Origin of the sequence: Pseudarthrobacter sulfonivorans (assembly GCF_014712225.1) — a bacterium.
Taxonomy (GTDB): Bacteria; Actinomycetota; Actinomycetes; order Actinomycetales; family Micrococcaceae; genus Arthrobacter; species Arthrobacter sulfonivorans.
Map to the genome: position 1 here is coordinate 139411 of NZ_JACXBW010000009.1, position 15582 is coordinate 154992.

The 15582-nt window shown below is 64.8% G+C and carries 11 protein-coding genes and 1 tRNA gene; 9 read left to right on the plus strand and 3 right to left on the minus strand.

Translation table 11 applies throughout. The features are described from left to right. The first annotated feature begins 137 nt into the window (after nucleotides 1-137). On the plus strand, nucleotides 138-341 hold the full coding sequence (locus tag IAQ70_RS13230) for a helix-turn-helix transcriptional regulator (RefSeq protein ID WP_190989773.1): 204 nt from the start codon (nucleotides 138-140) through the stop codon (nucleotides 339-341). Beyond that, the gene (locus IAQ70_RS13235) at nucleotides 334-1524 is read left to right on the plus strand and encodes a type II toxin-antitoxin system HipA family toxin (RefSeq protein ID WP_190989774.1); all 1191 of its coding nucleotides are present in this window, start codon (nucleotides 334-336) and stop codon (nucleotides 1522-1524) included. The genes IAQ70_RS13230 and IAQ70_RS13235 overlap by 8 nt, the downstream gene beginning before the upstream one ends. A 122-nt stretch (nucleotides 1525-1646) precedes the next feature. On the opposite strand, the gene IAQ70_RS13240 is transcribed toward IAQ70_RS13235, so the two are convergent. From IAQ70_RS13240 to IAQ70_RS13250, 3 genes are all read right to left on the minus strand, one after another. Continuing rightward, nucleotides 1647-1722, minus strand: a tRNA-Lys gene (locus IAQ70_RS13240). Nucleotides 1723-1838: 116 nt separating this feature from the next. Beyond that, a complete protein-coding gene (locus IAQ70_RS13245; RefSeq protein WP_190989775.1) occupies nucleotides 1839-2978 on the minus strand; it encodes a PQQ-dependent sugar dehydrogenase in 1140 nt (379 codons plus the stop codon). Between the two features lie 10 nt (nucleotides 2979-2988). Continuing rightward, nucleotides 2989-4167, minus strand: coding sequence for a sunset domain-containing protein (locus tag IAQ70_RS13250; RefSeq protein WP_190989776.1), 1179 nt, complete (start codon nucleotides 4165-4167; stop codon nucleotides 2989-2991). A 267-nt stretch (nucleotides 4168-4434) separates the two neighbouring features. On the opposite strand from IAQ70_RS13250, the gene ilvD reads away from it, so the two are divergent. The 7 genes from ilvD to IAQ70_RS13285 all read left to right on the plus strand — a co-directional run bounded on the left by ilvD (nucleotide 4435) and on the right by IAQ70_RS13285 (nucleotide 15558). Beyond that, nucleotides 4435-6156 (plus strand): dihydroxy-acid dehydratase, encoded by a 1722-nt coding sequence (gene ilvD / locus IAQ70_RS13255; RefSeq protein ID WP_190989777.1) that lies wholly within the window; start codon nucleotides 4435-4437, stop codon nucleotides 6154-6156. Nucleotides 6157-6551: 395 nt separating this feature from the next. Continuing rightward, the gene (locus tag IAQ70_RS13260) at nucleotides 6552-8459 is read left to right on the plus strand and encodes an acetolactate synthase large subunit (RefSeq protein WP_190989778.1); all 1908 of its coding nucleotides are present in this window, start codon (nucleotides 6552-6554) and stop codon (nucleotides 8457-8459) included. Nucleotides 8460-8461: 2 nt separating this feature from the next. Continuing rightward, nucleotides 8462-8974 carry an acetolactate synthase small subunit gene (gene ilvN, locus IAQ70_RS13265; protein ID WP_190989779.1) on the plus strand — a complete coding sequence of 171 codons (513 nt, stop codon included), beginning with the start codon at nucleotides 8462-8464 and terminating at the stop codon, nucleotides 8972-8974. 8 nt (nucleotides 8975-8982) lie between these two features. Beyond that, a complete protein-coding gene (gene ilvC, locus IAQ70_RS13270; protein ID WP_190989854.1) occupies nucleotides 8983-10092 on the plus strand; it encodes a ketol-acid reductoisomerase in 1110 nt (369 codons plus the stop codon). 124 nt (nucleotides 10093-10216) lie between these two features. Further along, nucleotides 10217-11806 carry a phosphoglycerate dehydrogenase gene (gene serA / locus IAQ70_RS13275; RefSeq protein WP_190989780.1) on the plus strand — a complete coding sequence of 530 codons (1590 nt, stop codon included), beginning with the start codon at nucleotides 10217-10219 and terminating at the stop codon, nucleotides 11804-11806. Between the two features lie 204 nt (nucleotides 11807-12010). Then, nucleotides 12011-14806 carry an ABC transporter permease gene (locus tag IAQ70_RS13280; protein ID WP_190989781.1) on the plus strand — a complete coding sequence of 932 codons (2796 nt, stop codon included), beginning with the start codon at nucleotides 12011-12013 and terminating at the stop codon, nucleotides 14804-14806. Beyond that, nucleotides 14803-15558: an ABC transporter ATP-binding protein gene (locus IAQ70_RS13285; protein ID WP_190989782.1), complete on the plus strand. Its 756-nt coding sequence runs from the start codon at nucleotides 14803-14805 to the stop codon at nucleotides 15556-15558. Before IAQ70_RS13280 ends, IAQ70_RS13285 begins: the two co-directional genes overlap by 4 nt. Nucleotides 15559-15582: the final 24 nt, after the last annotated feature.

Here is a 15582-nt window from a genome sequence, read left to right on the forward strand (position 1 = left end):
TCTTGCAGAATCTGGCGTTCAGCGGGCCGGTATACCCGGAGTAAGCCATTTCTGAAATATCTTGCGAATCGGACGTTCTCTCCGGCATAGTTGTCGGTAATCGGGCCGTTTCCGCAACATATTTCAGAAAGGCAGGGATGGACGACATCGCCGCCATCGGTTCCAGCATCCGCCGGGCCCGGAAGGAAGCCGGCATCACTCAAGCCACGTTGGCCGACCTGATTGGCACGTCGTCCCGTACGGTTCACGCGATCGAAACGGGAACGGGTAATCCGTCACTTGCTACGGTTGCCGCCGCGGCCAACGCAGTGGGCCTGCATCTCAAGGCCGTCGATGACTGAGGACCTGCGCCGCCTTAAGTTTGTGCGAAGCGCCGACGTTTACAAGACCGGCCTGCTGGCGGGCCACCTGAAAAGGACGGAGCGGGGGAGTGTCGTCTTCTCCTACACGTCCGACTACCTTGGCTCGAGCGGCCGTCCCGTCAGTACCACGTTGCCCCTCGCGGCGGCGCCTGTTGAAGCGCCCAGCGGGGCGCTACCATCCTTCTTTTCGGGACTCCTGCCCGAAGGGCACCGACTCACTATGCTTAAGGATGCCGTGAAGACCAGCCTGGGCGATGAACTCAGCCTCCTCCTGGCCGTCGGCGCAGACGTACCCGGCGATGTCCAGATCGTGCCCGCCGGAGAAATCCCGGAGGAGCCTTTGCCACTGGCGGACACCTCGCGGCCGGAGGACCTTGATTTCGCTGCCCTCGCCGGCGCTGTGGATCCCTATGGCCTGCCGGGGGTCCAGGCCAAAGCCAGCGCCTCCATGCTGACCACTCCCTTTGCCCTGGCAAGCCGCCGCTACCTGCTTAAGCTGGATCCGCCGCTGCATGCCCACCTTGTCGTCAACGAAGCGGCGCACCTCACGGGGGCGAAAGCGCTGAAAATCCCTGTCGCCCGGCATAGAGTCGTCACTGACCGGAACGGCCTGCCAGGGCTGCTGGTGGAACGGTTCGACCGCCCCACGGAAAGTGGACCCTCTCGTTTGGCACTGGAGGATGCTGCCCAGGTCGTGAACCTTCCGCCTGCATCAAAATACTCCGTGAGCTCTGAGGACGTAGTGCTGGCATTGGCCGGGCTGTGCAAAGCCAGGGCCGTCGCCTCAAGAAACCTCTACCTGCAGTTCGTCTTCGCCTGGCTGACCGGCAACGGTGACCTGCACGCCAAGAACGCCTCGGTGCTGGAAGGCCGGCACGGTGGCTGGGTGGTGGCCCCCGTCTATGACATCCCGTGCACACTGGTCTATGGCGACGACACCATGGCGCTGACCCTTTCCGGCAAGGTGAAGAACCTCAACGCCAAGCACTGGCAGGAGTTCGCCGACAGCATCGGGCTCCCCGAACGGGCGGCCACGGCCGCAAATAAAATCGCGTTGGCCGCTGCTCTGGCCGTCAATCTGGAGGCCCTGCCCTTCACCGGGTCGCCCCTGAACGGTGCAGTCCGGGAGTTGCGGCACCGCCGGATGCAGATTGGCGGCTGATAAGGCTCTATTTCTCGCGCACCGCCAGCTGAAGTAAATAGCCCGCAGGTATCCCTCTAGTGTTTTCCGGGCAAAGCGAAACCCCGCCTTCAGGCTTCTGGCCTATGAAGACGGGGTTTCCGTGGTGCACCCCCCGGGACTTGAACCCGGAACCCATTGATTAAGAGTCAATTGCTCTGCCAATTGAGCTAGAGGTGCATCTCTTCGCGGTGATCTTCGTGGCTTTTTCTTTCCCCGTTGATCTCCGCAACGACATGAAACTCTACACGAACTTCCGGTGCATGTGAAATCGAACGGGCAGGGGATGAGGATACTCAGGTCGGCGGGGCCAGAACCAGCACAAAATCAGGGTTTTGGTTGTTGCTGAGCAGCCAAAACCCGCCCTCGGGGGTCCGGATAACGTCCCGAATCCTGCCGTACTCGCCTGTGAAATAGGCCACAGGGGTGCCGGCGTCCTCGCCGCGGAGGGCAACGGTCCAGAGACGCTGGCCGCGCAGGGCTCCGAGGTAAGCCGTGGAGCCGGCAATCTCCAGGCCACTGGGTGAGGAATCCGCCGTCGAAGGCCACACGGCTTTGGCATCCAGGTACTCTTTGCGGTGTGGCGCACCGGTTACCGCAGGCCACCCATAATTGCCGCCCGGCACGATGAGGTTGAGTTCGTCATCCACGTCCGGACCGAATTCGCTGGCCCACAGCCGCGCCTCACTGTCCCAGGCCAGTCCCTGGACGTTGCGGTGCCCGAGGCTATAGACGGCGTTGCCGAAAGGGTTACCAGGGGCGGGTTGGCCGTCAGGGGTGATCCTTAGGATCTTTCCGCCCAGCGCGTTGGGGTCCTGCGGCTGCTCCCTGCGCTGGGAGTCACCCGTGCCGGCATAGAGGAAACCGTCCGGGCCAAACCGGATTCTGCCGCCGTTGTGGGTTGATGCTTTGGGGATGCCGGTGAAAAGCACTTGCGGGGCATTGAAAGTCAAGGACCCGCCGGGTGCTTCTGCCAGCTTGACCCTGGCGATGCGATTGTCCTGAGGCGATGTGTAGTACAGGTAGAGGTAGCTGTCGCTGGCAAAATCGGGGGAGAGGGCGAGGCCAAGCAGGCCGCCTTCCCCTGCGGGGCTGACCCCGGGGATCTGGCCTATCGTGGTGGCGCGGCCGTCCTTTACGACCTTGAGAAGCGCAGATTCACGCTCGGAGATGATGGCCGTGCCGTTCGGCAGAAATACGGCTGCCCACGGGATGTTGAGCTGCAGGTCAAGGCGCTTCAGGATTTTTGGGGCGGCAGCCGGTACAGCGCCGCTGCCGGTCCCGCTGCCCGCCCCGGTGGGGGCGGCGCCCGTCTCCGGGATACTGCCTGTTGGGGCATCGTTTCCGCTCCCCGTGCACCCTGACAGAAACAACGCGAGGCACAGCGCCATGGCCCCGGCAGGGAGTCCGGCGGCCCGGACGGGCCGTGTAGACATCACGGTGTGGTCAGAGGCGGGTCCTCCGGGGAGCCCGGAATCCTGCGGCCTCCGCGTGGGCTGCCGACTCGAACCAGACTTCTGCCGTGGTTTGCTCATAGTCGGGGTGCCCCTCCTCGTAGTAGACCATCGCGCCGGCATCACCCTTGACCACATATTCGGCCGGGCCGCTGCCGTCAGGGCCCGGTGAGGCTGAGCCGGCACCGTAGGGGTGCTCCGCCGCGAGGTGGCCGGTCGGTTCAGGCGCAGCCCCGTGGCCGGCGGGCGACGCCGTTCGTGCCGCCGGCCCGTCATCTGTCCGGACCGATTCCTGGCCTGCTACTGCAGAGTCATCGCCCGGGAGGCCGTCCGACAGGTCGCCGGCGAGGTCGTCCGCCGCGGCTGTTTCGGCTCCAGGGAGCGTGGGGGCATGCGGGTCGGTGTACTCGGTGTGATGGACGTAGCGGGCACTCTCGGTTGCCTCGACCGGCCCCGGCGCTGGCGCCGATTCGGTCAGCGGTGTGGCTGCAGCGCCCGTGGCTGAAATGCCGCTGGCTGCAGCGCCGGCAAGCCCGTGGCCGGTCGAGTGGGCCGAGTGGGCCGCCCCGCCAGCTTCTGACCACTGCGTCTCCCACTCGCCCTCCGCTTGCCGGGCCGTGGATCCCTCGCTGCTGGGGGCATCCCTGCGTGCCGCCGCCTCGTCCGGCGTGGTGGGCTCGGGGCCCGCCTGCGGTTCCCGCGCCGCCAGGGGTTCCTGACGCGCCAAGGGTTCCTGGGCACCGGGTTCCGCAGTAACTGCGGTTTCCGCAGGAAGTCCGGCCTTCCGGAGCTCCAGGGGCTCGGCCACCCGGAAATCCTGGGCGGCGGCTTCCTGTCCTGCTACTGCGTCCTTTTCGGTGACTGCATTCTTTTCGTCGACGGACTCCGGTGCGCCAACACCTTGCTGGTGTCCTGGAGCGGCAGTCCGCTCCAGGTCGTCGTCGGCCGTGGTCGGGGGAGTGGGTTCCGCTGCGCTGCCGAAACCTGCCGCACTGGGGAGCCCGGCAGTGCCGGCCGCTTCCGCTGAGGCTGCCGCGCTTCCGCCGGACAGGCCGCCGTCAGTCCGGCGGGCCGTCGCGCTGCGCTTATTCGTGGAGTTGCTTCGGTTTAGCCGCCACCACACAATGCCGACAATCAGCACGATCACAATGATCCAGAGGACAAAATCCATAGCGGGGCCTTTCAGTCCGGATGGCATGGTTGCCGTTTCATGACGGTACGTCGGCGCGAACGGCACTGTCTAGGTCGCCGGCGGCGGGGCGGACGGTTCGACGCCGGGGTTGGGCTCGCGGGATCACGTGGGGGTGCCCGCGCGGCGGCCGCCGTCCCCGTAAATTTGAGGCACGAGTCCACTTTCTGAACCAAATATTCCCGAAAGGGGCCAAAAGCGGCGCTGCCTGGTCGTCCTTATCAGCATCGGAGTCATAGACTTTGAGCCATGAGCGCCGACGCCCCAGCAACGACCGAGAACAAGCCCGACATCAAGCCCCGCAGCCGGGTTGTTACCGACGGGATCCATGCCGCCCCTGCGCGTGGCATGTTCCGTGCCGTGGGCATGGGCGATGACGACTTCGCGAAGCCCCAGATCGGCGTCGCGAGTTCCTGGAACGAAATCACTCCCTGCAACCTGTCCCTGAACAGGCTGGCCCAGGGCGCCAAGGAAGGCGTCCACGCCGGCGGCGGTTTCCCCATGCAGTTCGGCACCATCTCCGTTTCGGACGGCATCTCGATGGGCCACGAAGGCATGCACTTCTCCCTGGTGTCCCGCGAAGTCATCGCGGACTCCGTGGAAACCGTGATGCAGGCCGAGCGCATCGACGGCTCGGTGCTGCTGGCCGGCTGCGACAAGTCATTGCCGGGCATGCTGATGGCAGCAGCCCGCCTGGACCTGGCCAGCGTGTTCCTCTACGCCGGTTCCATCATGCCGGGCTGGGTCAAGCTGGAGGACGGTTCCGAAAAGGAAGTTACCCTCATTGACGCCTTCGAGGCTGTCGGCGCGTGCGCCGCAGGCAAGATGAGCATGGAAGACCTGACCCGTATTGAAAAGGCCATCTGCCCGGGCGAAGGCGCCTGCGGCGGCATGTACACGGCCAACACCATGGCCTGCATCGGCGAGGCGCTGGGCATGTCACTGCCCGGTTCCGCGGCCCCGCCCTCGGCAGACCGCCGTCGTGATGAGTTCGCCCGCAAGTCCGGCGAGGCTGTGGTGAACCTGCTGCGCCTGGGCATCACGGCGCGCGACATCATGACCAAGAAAGCCTTCGAGAATGCCATCGCCGTGACCATGGCCTTCGGCGGCTCCACCAACGCCGTCCTGCACCTGCTTGCCATTGCCCGTGAGGCCGAGGTTGAGCTGACCCTCGACGACTTCAACCGCATCGGCGACAAGATCCCGCACCTGGGTGACCTCAAGCCCTTCGGACGCTACGTCATGACCGACGTCGACAGGATCGGCGGCGTGCCCGTTATCATGCGTGCACTGCTCGACGCGGGTCTGCTGCACGGTGACTGCCTCACAGTTACGGGCAAGACCGTTGCCGAAAACCTGGCCGCGATCAACCCGCCGGACCTGGACGGCAAGATCCTGCGCGCCCTGGACAACCCGATCCACAAGACCGGTGGCATCACCATCCTGCACGGCTCGATGGCCCCGGAAGGCGCCGTGGTCAAGAGTGCAGGCTTCGACGCCGACGTCTTCGAAGGCACTGCCCGCGTGTTCGAACGTGAGCAGGGCGCCCTGGACGCGCTGGACAACGGCAAGATCAAGGCCGGCGACGTCGTCGTCATCCGCTACGAAGGCCCCAAGGGCGGCCCGGGCATGCGCGAAATGCTCGCCATCACCGGCGCCATCAAGGGCGCCGGTCTGGGCAAGGACGTCCTGCTCCTGACCGACGGCCGCTTCTCGGGCGGCACCACCGGCCTGTGCATCGGCCACGTCGCACCCGAAGCAGCCGACGGCGGCCCCATCGCCTTCGTCAAGGACGGCGACCGGATCCGCGTGGACATCGCCGCCCGCAGCTTCGACCTCCTGGTCGACGAAGCCGAGCTCGAGTCCCGCAAGGTCGGTTGGGAGCCGCTGCCGGCCAGGTACACCAAGGGTGTGCTGGCCAAGTACGCCAAGCTCGTCCACAGCGCCTCTACCGGCGCGTACTGCGGGTGATACTCAATTACCCCAAGCCTCCGGCGGCGAAGCGACTGCCGGAGGATCAAACCCCAAGTAAGTAGCAGCAAGTGTCGTTATGAGCGCTCAAAACGACACTTACTGCTACTTAGTTGGGGACGGGGCCCAACTGGTGGACAATGGAGTCCATATGGTGAGATGAGCACTACCCTCGTTGACAGGCATCTCACCCAGAGGGAAAACTGAACGCATGATCGCATACGTTACTGTCGGCGCCGTTTTGGGTGTATCCGTCGTCCTTACCAAGCGCGTGGCAGCATAGCCCGACTGGTAACGTACCGTCACGCGCAACCCCTCGAAGAGCCGCCAGGCTGAGGGGTTTTTTTATTTTCCGCAGTTCCAAGAGACACCAATGATCCACAAGGAAGAGTCCGATGAGCAAAGGATCGCCGATCAGCCCCTCGCTGATGGCTACCAAGTCCGCTGGAGCCCCCAAGGCTCCGGAACGTGCCGACCGAACGGCTGACCACGCCGCTGTCGTCACTGATCTTGCCGCTGTCTCTCCTGTCCTTGGGCCGAACAACGTTGTACCCCCAACGGTGATGACCGGCTCAGAAGCTATTGTCCGCTCGCTCGAAGAACTCGGCGTCGACGATATTTTTGGTTTGCCTGGTGGCGCGATCCTGCCTACCTATGACCCCTTGATGGCCTCCAGCATGAATCACGTCCTGGTCCGTCACGAACAGGGAGCCGGCCACGCCGCGCAAGGCTACGCCATGGTTACCGGCCGGGTGGGCGTCTGTATCGCCACCTCCGGCCCCGGTGCCACCAACCTCGTTACCGCCATCATGGATGCCCACATGGACTCCGTGCCGCTGGTGGCCATCACCGGCCAGGTATCCAGCGGTGTGATCGGCACCGATGCATTCCAGGAAGCCGACATTGTTGGCATCACCATGCCGATCACCAAGCACTCCTTCCTGGTGACGGACCCCAACGACATCCCGCATGTCATGGCTGAAGCTTTCCACCTCGCTTCCACGGGCCGTCCCGGTCCGGTGCTGGTGGACGTGGCCAAGGATGCCCAGCAGGGCCAGATGACGTTCTCCTGGCCGCCGAAGATCGACCTGCCCGGCTACCGGCCGGTGACGCGGGGCCACAACAAGCAGGTCCGCGAAGCGGCCAAGCTGATCGCTGCCGCCAGCAAGCCTGTCCTGTACGTGGGCGGCGGTGTGGTCAAAGCCCACGCCTCTGCGGAACTCCGGGAGCTGGCCGAACTGACCGGCGCCCCGGTTGTCACCACGCTCATGGCACGGGGCGTGTTCCCGGATTCCCACCCGCAGCACGTGGGCATGCCGGGCATGCACGGCACCGTTTCGGCTGTGACAGCGTTGCAGCAGTCTGACCTGCTCATCACCCTCGGCGCCCGCTTTGATGACCGGGTGACGGGAATCCTCAAGTCCTTCGCACCGAACGCCAAGGTGATCCACGCGGACATTGATCCCGCCGAAATCTCCAAGAACCGAACCGCCGACGTGCCGATCGTGGGATCCGTCAAGGAAATCATCCCCGAGCTCACCGAGGCTGTCCGCTCGCAGTTCGAAGCGTCCGGCACCCCGGACCTCACCACGTGGTGGGCCTTCCTGAACAACCTGAAGGAAACCTACCCGCTGGGCTGGACCGAGCCGGAGGATGGGCTCACCGCCCCGCAGCGCGTGATCTCACGAATCGGCGCACTGACCGGTCCCGAAGGCATCTACGTCGCAGGCGTGGGCCAGCACCAGATGTGGGCCGCGCAGTTCATCAAGTACGAGCGTCCGCACGCCTGGCTGAACTCAGGCGGCGCCGGCACCATGGGCTATGCCGTCCCCGCGGCCATGGGTGCCAAGGTGGGGGAACCGGACCGTGTGGTCTGGGCCATCGACGGTGACGGCTGCTTCCAGATGACCAACCAGGAGCTGGCCACCTGCGCCATCAACAAGATCCCCATCAAGGTTGCCATCATCAACAACTCTTCGCTGGGCATGGTCCGCCAGTGGCAGACACTGTTCTATGAGGGCCGCTACTCGAACACCGACCTCAACACCGGCCACGAGACCGTCCGGATCCCGGACTTCGTCAAACTGGCCGACGCATACGGCTGCGCCTCGTTCCGCTGCGAACGGGACGAGGACATCGATGCAACCATCCAGAAGGCCCTCGAAATCAATGACCGCCCCGTGGTCATCGACTTTGTGGTGAGCCCCGACTCCATGGTGTGGCCGATGGTGCCCGCCGGCGTGAGCAACGACCAGATCCAGGTTGCCCGCAACATGACCCCGGAATGGGAAGAGGAGGACTGAACATGACCCGCCACACACTGTCCGTTCTGGTTGAAGATAAGCCCGGTGTTTTGACGCGCGTCGCGAGCCTGTTCGCCCGCCGTGCCTTTAACATCAACTCCCTGGCCGTTGGCCCAACGGAAGTCCCGGGCATGTCCCGGATGACCGTCGTCGTCGACGCCGATGGTGAACTGATTGAACAGGTCACCAAGCAGCTCAATAAACTCGTCAACGTGATCAAGATTGTTGAGCTCACCCCCGAATCTTCCGTACAGCGCGACCACATCCTGGTCAAGGTACGTGCGGATGCCGCAACTCGTCTGCAGGTCACCCAGGCTGCAGACCTGTTCCGTGCTTCAGTGGTTGACGTCTCCACAGACTCCGTGGTCATTGAAGCAACAGGCCACCCCGAAAAGCTCACAGCACTGCTTTCAGTGCTTGAGCCCTTCGGCATCCGCGAAATTGTGCAGTCCGGCACCCTGGCCGTTGGACGGGGATCCCGCTCCATGAGTGACAGGGCCTTGCGCAGCGCATAACAAGGGGCCTGGCCCCACCTGCGGCGCAACGCCCGTGCAGTACCGCAGCACCACATTTACACCAGAGAAACCACTCAAAAGGAGTTACGCAAGTGACTGAAATGTTTTACGACGACGACGCCGACCTGTCCCTTATCCAGGGCCGCAAAGTCGCAATCGTCGGCTATGGCTCACAGGGCCACGCCCACGCGCTGAACCTGCGCGACTCCGGCGTTGAGGTTGTCATCGCCCTGAAGGAAGGCTCTTCCTCGATCGCCAAGGCACAGGATGCAGGCTTCACGGTCAAGACCGTTGCCGACGCCGCCGAATGGGCCGACGTCATCATGATCCTGGCTCCGGACCAGCACCAGCGTGCCATCTACAACGACTCCATCAAGGACAAGCTGACCGCAGGCAAGGCCCTGGCCTTCGCCCACGGCTTCAACATCCGCTTCGGCTACATCGAGGCGCCTGAAGGCGTTGACGTCATCCTGATCGCTCCTAAGGCTCCGGGCCACACCGTCCGCCGCGAATTCGAAGCCGGCCGTGGCATCCCGGACATCATCGCCGTGGAGCAGGACGCCACCGGTTCCGCGTGGGACCTGGCGAAGTCCTATGCCAAGGCCATCGGCGGCACCCGTGCAGGCGTCATCAAGACCACCTTCACCGAAGAGACCGAAACCGACCTCTTCGGCGAGCAGTCCGTCCTGTGCGGCGGCGTGTCCCAGCTCGTCCAGTACGGCTTCGAGACCCTGACCGAGGCCGGCTACCAGCCGCAGATCGCCTACTTCGAGGTGCTTCACGAGCTCAAGCTCATCGTTGACCTCATGTGGGAAGGCGGCATCGCCAAGCAGCGCTGGAGCGTTTCCGACACCGCAGAGTACGGCGACTACGTCTCCGGCCCGCGCGTCATCACCCCCGAGGTGAAGGAAAACATGAAGGCTGTCCTCGCCGACATCCAGAGCGGTGCCTTCGCCAAGCGCTTCATCGAGGACCAGGACAACGGCGGCGTCGAGTTCAAGGCGCTGCGTGCCAAGGCTGAGAAGCACCCCATCGAGGAAGTCGGCCGCGAGCTGCGCTCCCTCTTCGCCTGGCAGCAGCAGGACGCTGACTACGTAGAGGGCTCGGCAGCCCGCTAAGGCTGCTGTGCCGGCGCCCTCCCGGGTGCCGTAGTGAGGCCGGGTTCACTTAACAATGTGAGCCCGGCCTTTCTGTCCGCCTAGACTTGTTCCATCCCAAGGACTGCAACGCAGAGGATCAGACGTGTCAAAACCCGTAGTACTGCTCGCCGAAGAACTTTCGCCCGCCACCGTTGAGGCCCTGGGCCCGGACTTCGAAATCCGCCAGACTGACGGCTCAGACCGCTCCCAGCTGCTTTCCGCGATCGTGGACGTGGACGCCATCCTGGTCCGTTCCGCCACGCAGGTGGATGCCGAAGCCATCGCCGCAGCCAAGAACCTCAAGGTGATCGCCCGTGCAGGCGTAGGCCTGGACAACGTGGACATCAAGGCCGCCACCCAGGCCGGTGTGATGGTGGTCAACGCCCCCACCTCGAACATTGTTTCCGCTGCGGAACTGACGGTGGGCCACATCCTGAGCCTTGCCCGCCACATCCCGCAGGCCAGCGCTGCCCTCAAGGAGGGCGAATGGAAGCGGTCCAAATACACCGGCATTGAACTTTACGAGAAGAAGATCGGCATCATCGGCCTGGGCCGCATCGGCGCCCTCGTGGCGGCCCGCCTGAAGGGTTTTGATACCAAGATCCTCGCCTACGATCCCTACATCACGTCCGCCCGCGCCGCGCAGCTGGGCGTGCAGCTGGTCACCCTGGACGAGCTGCTGGCGCAGTCCGACTTCATCACCATCCACATGCCCAAGACGCCGGAAACGGTGGGCATGCTGGGCGCCGAGGCGTTCAAGAAGATGAAGAAGACCGCCTACGTGATCAATGTCGCCCGCGGCGGCCTGGTGGATGAGGAAGCACTTCACGCTGCCCTGAAGGACGGCCAGATCGCCGGCGCCGGCGTGGACGTCTTCGTCAAGGAACCCAGCACCGACCTGCCGTTCTTCGAAATGGACAACGTGGTGGTCACACCCCATTTGGGTGCCTCCACCGACGAAGCCCAGGAGAAGGCCGGCGTCTCGGTCGCCAAGTCCGTGCGTTTGGCTCTGGCCGGCGAACTGGTGCCTGACGCCGTGAACGTGGCCGGCGGCGTCATCGCCCCGGACGTGCGGCCCGGCATCCCGCTGATCGAGAAGCTGGGCCGGATCTTCACCGCACTGACCCACGCGTCCCTGACCCAGTTCGATGTCGAGGTGGCGGGCGAAATCTCGTCCCTGGACGTCAAGGTCCTGGAACTTGCCGCCCTGAAGGGCATCTTCGCGGACATCGTGACCGAACAGGTGTCCTACGTCAACGCCCCCGTCATCGCCGAGCAGCGGGGCATCAACGTCCGGCTGATCACCACGCCGGACACGGAGTCCTACCGGAACGTCCTCACCCTGCGCGGAGCCCTCAGCGACGGTACGCAGATTTCCGTGGCAGGTACACTGACCGGCCCCAAGCAGGTCCAGAAACTGGTAGGCGTAAACGGCTACGACCTCGAAATCCCCATCAGCGAGCACCTCGTGGTGGTCTCCTACTCCGACCGCCCCGGTGTGATCGGAACCATCGGCCACATCCTGGGCATGAATAACATCAACATCGCCGGCATGCAGGTGGCCCGCCAGGCCGAGGGCGGCCAGGTTCTCGCCCTGCTGACCATCGACTCGTCCGTGCCGCAGCAGGTGCTTGACGCCATCAAGGCAGGCATCGGCGCCGAGATGGTCCGCGAAGTCGATCTCGAAGACTAAGGAAACGCCGTGCGGCACGGCCCGCTTGGGCGCGTCCGCATCCAGCCACGTATGATTGGCCGGTCTGCTTAAAGTGGTTGGGTCCCGATCGGGACGCAGCCGGCAGGCCGGCCAATACCTTTCGCACACCAACGGGTTAATCGCCCATGTCCGTCTCCGGGCGGACTTATGTGTGCACACGCAATCCAGGTTTCAGGGAGCTTAATGAACGCCGTCCAGAGGTTCATCAGAAGCAAAGTGCTGCTGTTGACCGCGGCCATCTTGATCGCAGCCATGTGCTTGTCGGTCCTCGTCCAAGGCCAGTCGCAGGCCGCGCTTAAGAGGACGGTGGATGAGAACTCCCGGGGGCTTTACGACGTCCTTGTCCAGGCCAAGGCAGGATCCTCGGCGCTCATGCAGCCGGAGATCGCCAACGGCGGGGGAGGCGTCAGCTTCGACCAGCTCGAAAAGATCCGGAAGCTCTCCGGAACCTCGGTTGCGGCTCCGATCAGCCTGGTCTCCCGTGTCACGCAGAACCTGGAGGCTCCCCGGCTCGATGCCATGGACTTCCTGGGCTACAACTCAGGGCTTGCCGGCACAGCCACCACGGACCAGGCGGCCGGCGCCACCGACCCCGCCAAATGGCCCGCGGCCGAATCTGTCCTGAGCGACACACCAAAGAAGTACCGTCTCACCGCCAGTGCAGTCAGCTCCGACGGCGTCTCCGAACAGGTACTGTTCAAGTCCTCGGCCGAAGGGTCGCTGGGCAAGGCCAAGCTCGTCGAGGAACAGACGGCCGGCGGCAAGAGCATCCGGATCGCACCTCCGACGGGCGAGACGGGCCTCAAATTCCCCGCCCCTGCCGGCGGTTCCGAACACAACCTCTTCAACCTGTCGGTGTCCCTGCCCCTGTCACCGGAGGTGACCGAATCCGTAGTCGCCGTCGACCCTGTGGCCGAGCGCGCACTGCTTGGCTCCGCCGGCGACTTCCTCGCGCCGCTGGAGAAGGCCCCGCCCGCTGACGCCCGCAACGCCGGAGCGATCGGCCGGCACTTCGAAAGCCTCTTCACCAACGGCATCAGCATGGAAGAGCTCGAAGAAGGACCTGACTTCCTGGGCGTCAAGCTCAAATACTGGGCGCCGCTGATGACCCAGTACCAGCAGGCCAAGCGCACCGGCCAGCTCACCGCCGACTCCCAGGGCATCCCGCTGATTGTGCGCTCCGGAACCTCCCTTGACCTTAAGTACAACGTCAAGATCGAGGAGATAGACGCCGCCGGCAAGGTAGTCAAGGACGTGGGCACGGCATCGCGTTCACTGGGCAAGGATTACCTGCCCTTCGTTTCCAAGGACCCGTTCGCCCTGTCCTGGCCAGGTTCCACCGACCATTCGTCGCTTTTGGGCGCCCAGGGCAACTTCAACCAGGGCCTCTACACTCCCGCGACATGGAGCACTGACTTTGCTGCCGCGCCGAAGTACACCGACGGCGAGAAAGCTGCCAACGGGGCGGTCGGGAAGACGGCCACGCCGGGGGACTGGGTCACTGTGAACCGCCTGCCGGAGAAGGGCGCAAACGGTGCCCCGGTGGACCAGACCCAGCGTGAACCGGTTGACGAACGCTCCTACCGCGAGGACCTTGCCACGGGCGAGAAGCTCGCCGCTCCGCTGGCCATGGTTTACGGGACGTTCGACCCCGCGGCCGTTGAGGCAGCGGCCGGCGACGTCAACCGGCTGCCCCTGGGCGGCTACGATCCGACGCCCCTGACCCTCACCAAGGATGCCGACGGCAAGGCCGTGGCAGCCACGGACCTCAAACCATCGCTCAGCGCGACGGGACTGGCCAGCCAGTCAGCCGGTGCCATCACGGACTACTACGGCCTTGCGGCCGCCCGCGGCTACAAGGACAACGCCGCGGTGATCGACGCTGTCCGCGTCCGCGCCAAGGCCCCCGGCAGCTGGAAAGAAGCCCAGCCCGACGTCGAAAAACTCGCCGGTGAAATCCGTGGCATGGGCCTGGAAGCCACCGTGGTGGCCGGTTCAGCGCGCGAAGACGCCAGCATCTTTGTGCCCGGATACTCCAAGGACGACGCGGGCAAGGAGTCAGCGCTGGGCACCGTCAAGCAGTCCTGGGTCCGGCAGAACGCGGCAGACGCCGTCACCGGCTCTCTGACGGGGACCAACGTCACGCTGCTGTTCCTCACCCTGTGCGGAGCCGCCCTGCTGACCGGTGCCTCCACTGTCAGCTACATCCGGAAACGCAAACGCGAAGCCGGGACCCTGCGCGCCATGGGCTGGACACAGCGGCGGATCCGTACTTGGGTACTGGAGGAATTCGCCGTCGGCGCGGCATTGCTCGCAGTGGCCGGCATCGTGCTGAGCCTGGTGAGCTGGAGCCTGACCACGGCGCTGGTGTCCGCCGCCGTCCTGGCCCTTTATGCGGCAGCGGCTTTCTTCGCGGCACAGCAACTGCGCCACCGCGACGAGGTGGATCAGGAACCGCAGCACGATGAGCGGCTGATCCCGGTGGATTCACCGCTGACGTTCGCCAACCGCCAACTGAGCACCAACAAGTTCAACACCTTGTCACTGGCAGTGGCAGTTGGCGTGTTCGGAGCCGCAGCGGGTGGTCTCGTGGCTTTGCTGATCGACATTCCACGCGCTGCCGGTGCGAGTGCCCTCAGCGGCCTGGCTGCGGCCAGCGTGGCCCTGCCGAGCATGCTGCTGGCCCTTGCCGGCCTCGCGGTCGGCCTGATATTGACCCTGGTGACCGGCCGGTTTGAGCTTAACGCCAAACGCCAGTACCTGGGGATCCTCGAAGCGATGGGCTGGAATCCGGACATGCTCCGCCAGGTCCGCCTCTTCGAAAATGCGCTGGTGGGGACCGTGGCGCTGCCGCTGGGCGTCCTCGGCGCGCTGGGCATCGGGCTCCTCCTTGCCCCGTATGCCGCACTGTGGGCCGGCGTCGCCGGCCTCGTGGCTGTACTTTGCTGGATACCGATTGCAACGAAAGTGGTCCAATGACAAACCAGATGAATGTTCACCGGAGCCGGAGGTCCGGCGCTGCTGACGCGCCCCTGCAGACCCGTGCCAACACCATCGTCAAGGCCGCGGACCACGGGACCCCGCTGGAACTGAGCGATATCACCATCCGCTATGGCGGCGGCAAGGGCGGCGCGGAAGCCGTCAGTGTCGTCGAGGGCTTCGACCTCACCCTGCATGCCGGTGAGATGCACTGCGTCGCCGGCCGAAGCGGCTCGGGCAAGACCAGCATCCTGACTGTCGGCGCCGGACTGACGCTGCCGACGTCGGGCCGCGTCTTCTGGGAAGGCGATTCGCTCGAAAGCATGGGCGACGACGAAATCGCGGACCGCCGTCGTGCCCTGATCGGCTATGTGGACCAGGGCGGCGCCCTGATTGACGGCATGAGCGCTTTGGAGAACGTCCTATTGCCCGCGGTGCCCGACGGCGAGGTGGACCAGCGGCGCGACATGGCCAAGGACCTCCTGGACCTGGTAGGCCTCGGGCGCCGGATGCGCCACCGCCCCGCGCAGCTGTCCGGCGGTGAACGCCAGCGCGTGGCCATTGCCCGTGCGTTGATCCTGGGCACCCGCGTGCTGGTGGTGGACGAGCCCACCGCCAGCCTCGACAGGGCGTCCGCCAACCGCATCATCAGCATCCTCAAGGACACCACCTCGGACGGAATCGCGGTGCTGGTCGCCTCACACGACCACGAACTGGTCCGCCTGAGCGATACGCTGACTGAACTCATCTAGCCCGCCCCTCCGCACCAAAGGTAC

Coding starts and splice junctions, on each gene's coding strand:
- IAQ70_RS13230 (WP_190989773.1), top strand. CDS start 138: ATGGACGACATCGCCGCCATCGGTTCCAGCATCCGCCGGGCCCGGAAG.
- IAQ70_RS13235 (WP_190989774.1), top strand. CDS start 334: ATGACTGAGGACCTGCGCCGCCTTAAGTTTGTGCGAAGCGCCGACGTT.
- IAQ70_RS13245 (WP_190989775.1), bottom strand. CDS start 2,978: ATGTCTACACGGCCCGTCCGGGCCGCCGGACTCCCTGCCGGGGCCATG.
- IAQ70_RS13250 (WP_190989776.1), bottom strand. CDS start 4,167: ATGGATTTTGTCCTCTGGATCATTGTGATCGTGCTGATTGTCGGCATT.
- ilvD (WP_190989777.1), top strand. CDS start 4,435: ATGAGCGCCGACGCCCCAGCAACGACCGAGAACAAGCCCGACATCAAG.
- IAQ70_RS13260 (WP_190989778.1), top strand. CDS start 6,552: ATGAGCAAAGGATCGCCGATCAGCCCCTCGCTGATGGCTACCAAGTCC.
- ilvN (WP_190989779.1), top strand. CDS start 8,462: ATGACCCGCCACACACTGTCCGTTCTGGTTGAAGATAAGCCCGGTGTT.
- IAQ70_RS13280 (WP_190989781.1), top strand. CDS start 12,011: ATGAACGCCGTCCAGAGGTTCATCAGAAGCAAAGTGCTGCTGTTGACC.
- IAQ70_RS13285 (WP_190989782.1), top strand. CDS start 14,803: ATGACAAACCAGATGAATGTTCACCGGAGCCGGAGGTCCGGCGCTGCT.